General features: G+C 42.8%; 1 protein-coding gene. It reads right to left on the minus strand.

Annotated features, from left to right (window positions below):
• A partial coding sequence (locus ACM615_RS23895) for a DUF6708 domain-containing protein (protein ID WP_431012628.1) occupies positions 1–570 on the minus strand: 570 nt, incomplete at both ends.

Consider the following 570-nt stretch of genomic DNA (forward strand, 5'->3'; position numbering starts at 1 on the left):
CCGTACAGCCGGTAGCCCTGATCGTAACTTCCGGTTTCCCGCGTCATTTGTGCTTGAACATCAGCCCAGTCGAACACTTTGATGGTCGTTGGCCAGCGAACCCAAGGATTCCACTTACGCTGATACTCGTACACATATATTTTTTGGCGCTGACGGTTAAAACGAATTGGAGTTCCTCGGGGTACAAATAAAACTATTTTCGCATTAAAAATAAACGCACTAACAAAAAAAATACAGAATATAAAAAACACTAATAAAACAAATAAACTCAACTGGTTACTTACATAATCACTAAAGGCATCTGCTAATACATATGAAAACAAAGGTACAACAATGAAGCCAACCAACACAATAACCCAACCTCCCCACCATAATATATTTTCAAATCGTGGGATTTCCATCCAGATATCATTTATTTCATTAACCCAGGTAAGTCGGGGGGCGGTTTGCTGTATCTCATTTTGCCCGGGTAAATCTTCAACCCAATTTTTTAAGGCAGGCGTTAAAGCAGGCCGCCCCGCGAATTCTGTCTCCAGCGCGGCTTCCAGCGTTTCAGGCTCAATGCGCCAG

The organism is Rahnella sp. PAMC25617 (genome assembly GCF_050606005.1).
Lineage (GTDB): Bacteria > Pseudomonadota > Gammaproteobacteria > Enterobacterales > Enterobacteriaceae > Rahnella > Rahnella variigena.